This is a genomic window from Variovorax sp. 01T439_2, from assembly GCF_056398445.1.
The window spans coordinates 1-3427 of record NZ_JBFTPJ010000655.1 but is presented as its reverse complement, the minus strand read 5'-3'; the positions used below and the strand labels follow the sequence as shown (position 1 = coordinate 3427).

Genomic DNA, 3427 nt, shown 5'->3' with positions numbered 1-3427 from the left:
TCACCATCGACGACTTCGCGAAGATCGACCTGCGCATCGCAAAGATCGTCGCCTGCGAGAAGGTCGAGGGCTCGACCAAGCTGCTGCGCCTGACGCTCGACGCGGGCGAGGGCACCGACCCGCAGGGGAGTCCTGTTCTGCGCAACGTGTTCAGCGGCATCGCCTCCGCTTACCAGCCCGAGCAGCTCGTGGGCAAGCTCACGGTGCTGGTCGCCAACCTCGCGCCGCGCAAGATGAAGTTCGGCATCAGCGAAGGCATGGTGCTGGCCGCAAGCCATGGCGACGAAAAAGCCCACCCCGGCATCCACGTGCTCGAGCCCTGGCCGGGCGCGACGCCGGGCATGCGCGTTCGCTGAGAAACAGGCTGCGGCTGGGTAACTGCTAGCCGAGCTTGTTGACCAGCACCAGGTCGGCAAACACCTTGCCGCCCACCGAGATGTGGTCGCGCATCGCCTCCGCGGCGTTGTCCGCGTGGCCCTTGAGGATCCACTCCACCACCCGTTCGTGCTCGCGCTGCGAGGCGGCCAGGCGACCGGGCTTCTCGAACATCCGCCCGCGGTAGGCCGCGATGCGCAGGCGCACGGTCTGCGCCTGCTCGACGATGAACGGGTTGCCGCTCGCGCGGTAGATCACGTCGTGCAGCGCGGCATTGGCAAGCTGGTAGCCCTCCGCGTCGTCCGCCTGCGCCCGGGCGGCAGTGCCTTCGAGCGCGCGTTGCAGTTCGACGCGCAGCGCCGGCCCGATGCGCAGCGCCGCGAGCCGCGCCAGCACCCCTTCGAGTTCGCCGAGCGCTTCCATCATGGCGACGAGTTCGTTCGCGCGCAGCTGGCGCACGTAGATGCCGGTGCGCGGAACGATGTCGACCAGCCCGCGCGCGCTCAGCAGCAGCAGGGCCTCGCGCACCGGCGTGCGCGAGATCTTGAAGCTCGCGGCCAGCGCCTTTTCGTCGATCGGCATGCCGGGCGACAGCGTGCCGTCCAGGATGTCTTTTTCAAGCCGGCCGCGGATCTGGTCCTGCAGGCTGCTCACGTCGAGGGTTTTCGCGGGTTGCATGGGTGTGTGGATATTAGCTAACCTTGTAGATATATCAATTGATCTCTTTGGTACATCAATGCTTCCCACCCTCCAGATCGACGGCCACGTCGCCTACCTCACGCTGCGCCGTCCGCAGGCCGCCAACAAGCTGACGCCGGAGGACCTGCCAGCCATCGTCGGCCACCTGGAGACGGTGAACGGCTCGCCCGGCGTGCTGGTGCTGGTGGTCCGCTCGGAGGGCAAGTACTTCTGCAGCGGCTACGATATATCAGAGGTCGCCGCCAGCAGCCAGACCGAGGGCCGCAGTTTCGGCGAGATGGTCGATGCGCTGGAAAACTGCCGCGCCGTCACCATTGCGGCGGTGCACGGCGGCGTGTTCGGCGGCGCCACCGACCTGGTGCTGGCTTGCGACTTCCGCGTGGGCGTGCGCGCTGCCGAAATGTTCATGCCCGCGGCCAGGCTCGGCCTGCACTACTACCAGAGCGGCATGGAGCGCTATGTCTCGCGCCTGGGGCTGGACACGGCCAAGCGGCTCTTCCTCACGGCCGAGAAGCTCGACGGCAGCGCGATGCGCGACTGCGGATTCCTCACCCATCTGGTGGACGACGCGGCGGCGCTCGACGCCGAAGTGCTGCGCCTTCGCACCACGCTCGCCGGCATGGCGCCGCTCGCGCTGCTGGGCATGAAGAAGCACCTGAACCAGATCGCGCGCGGCACGGCCGATGCCGCGTCRATCCAGCGCGAGGTACAGCGCACCGTCGCATCCGAAGACCTGGCCGAGGGCGGCCGCGCCTGGCGCGAGAAGCGCCCGCCGGTCTTCCAGGGCCGCTGAGCGCGGCCCTCCCCCAGAGCCCCGACAAGACACAGGAGACAAGGCATGAAAAAAGAAATCCGGGCCGTTTCGCTCGCGGCCGTGGCATGGCTCGCCTCGGCCGGCGCGCTCGCGGACAGCTACCCCTCGCGCCCGATCACGCTGGTGGTGGGCTTCCCCGCCGGCGGCGGCGCCGACACGGTGGCGCGCATCGTGAGCGACAAGCTGGCCAAGATCCTCGGCCAGCCGATCGTCATCGACAACAAGCCCGGCGCGGGCACCACCATCGCGTCGGACCAGGTCGCGCGCGCGGCGCCCGACGGCTACACGCTGCTGCTGGGCAGCGGCAACCTCTATGGCAGCGACAAGCTGCTCTACAAGGCCGTGAAGTACGACGGCGCCAGGAGCTTCGTGCCGATCTCGCGCTGGAGCTCCGCGCCGATGCTGCTCGCAGTCAACAAGGACGTGAGCGCGCAGAACGTGCAGGCGCTCATCGCCCAGGCGCGGCAGAGCCCGGGCAAGCTGGCCTATGCGTCGTCGGGCACCGGGGTGGTGACGCACCTGGCGGGCCTGTCGTTCGAGAAGGCCGCGGGCGTGACCATGCTGCACGTGCCGTACAAGGGYGGCGCCCCGTCGATCCAGGCGGTGGCGGCCGGCGACGTGCAGCTGACCTTCGGCACGCCGCCCTCGGTGCTGCCGATGGCGCAGGGCCAGAAGCTGCGCGTGCTGGCCGTCACCTCGGGCCAGCGCTCGCCGCTCTTTCCCGACGTGCCGAGCGTCGCCGAGGCCGGCGTGAAGGGCTACGACTTCACCTTCTGGTTCGGCCTGTTCGCACCGGCCGGCCTGCCGCCCGAACTGGCGCAGAAGCTGTTCGACGCCAGCGTGGCGGCGCTCAACGATCCCGAGGTGAAGGCGCGGCTCGAAAAATCGGGCAACGAGGCGGCGCCCTCGAAGTCGCTGGCCGAATTCCGCAGCTGGGCGCAGGCCGAAGGCGCGAAATCGAAGGAACTCACCGAGCGCTCCGGTGCGACCGTCGAATGACGCCGGCCGCATCGCAAGGCTCGCCAGGCGGCCCGCTGCAGGGCTTCACCGTCATCGACTTGACGCGCGTGCTCGCGGGGCCCTACTGCACGCTGCTGCTCGCCGACCTGGGCGCGCGCGTGATCAAGGTGGAGCAGCCGGGCCTGGGCGACGACGCGCGGCAGATCGGGCCCTTCGTCGACGGCGACTCGGCCTACTTCATGTCGGTCAACCGCAACAAGGAGTCGATCGCGCTGGACCTGAAGGCGCCGGCCGACCGCGCCGTCTTCGAACAGCTGCTGGCCACGGCCGACGTGCTGGTCGAGAACTTCCGGCCCGGCACGATGGAGAAGCTCGGCTACGGCTGGCCGCAGCTCCATGCGCGCTTTCCGCGGCTGGTGTTCACCTCGGTCTCGGGCTTCGGCCAGACCGGCCCCTACAGCCGGCGCCCCGCCTACGACATGGTGGTGCAGGCGATGGGCGGCATCATGAGCCTGACCGGCCACCCGGGCGCGCCGCCCACGCGCGTGGGCGTGTCGATCGGCGACCTGGGCGCCGGCC

At 69.4% G+C, this 3427-nt stretch carries 5 protein-coding genes; 4 read left to right on the top strand and 1 reads right to left on the bottom strand.

Annotation, left to right across the window (positions count from 1 at the left end; all coding sequences use genetic code 11):
* The coding region (metG, locus tag AC1DOC_RS25255; RefSeq protein ID WP_478130730.1) for a methionine--tRNA ligase subunit beta at positions 1-356 on the top strand (356 nt) is incomplete at its 5' end.
* A gap of 25 nt (positions 357-381) precedes the next feature.
* On the opposite strand, the gene AC1DOC_RS25250 is transcribed toward metG, so the two are convergent.
* Positions 382-1053, bottom strand: coding sequence for a GntR family transcriptional regulator (locus AC1DOC_RS25250; RefSeq protein ID WP_307595794.1), 672 nt, complete (start codon positions 1051-1053; stop codon positions 382-384).
* A 58-nt stretch (positions 1054-1111) separates the two neighbouring features.
* Here AC1DOC_RS25250 and AC1DOC_RS25245 point away from each other — a divergent pair, with 58 nt between their 5' ends.
* The 3 genes from AC1DOC_RS25245 to AC1DOC_RS25235 all read left to right on the top strand — a co-directional run.
* Entirely contained in the window at positions 1112-1867 is a 756-nt protein-coding gene (locus tag AC1DOC_RS25245; protein WP_027730186.1) for an enoyl-CoA hydratase/isomerase family protein, read from the top strand.
* 45 nt (positions 1868-1912) lie between these two features.
* Positions 1913-2887 carry a Bug family tripartite tricarboxylate transporter substrate binding protein gene (locus tag AC1DOC_RS25240; protein WP_436301658.1) on the top strand — a complete coding sequence of 325 codons (975 nt, stop codon included), beginning with the start codon at positions 1913-1915 and terminating at the stop codon, positions 2885-2887.
* Positions 2884-3427 (top strand): CaiB/BaiF CoA transferase family protein (locus AC1DOC_RS25235; protein ID WP_478130729.1); only part of this gene is annotated, 544 nt, incomplete at its 3' end. The genes AC1DOC_RS25240 and AC1DOC_RS25235, both read left to right, overlap by 4 nt.

Coding starts and splice junctions, on each gene's coding strand:
- AC1DOC_RS25250 (WP_307595794.1), bottom strand. CDS start 1,053: ATGCAACCCGCGAAAACCCTCGACGTGAGCAGCCTGCAGGACCAGATC.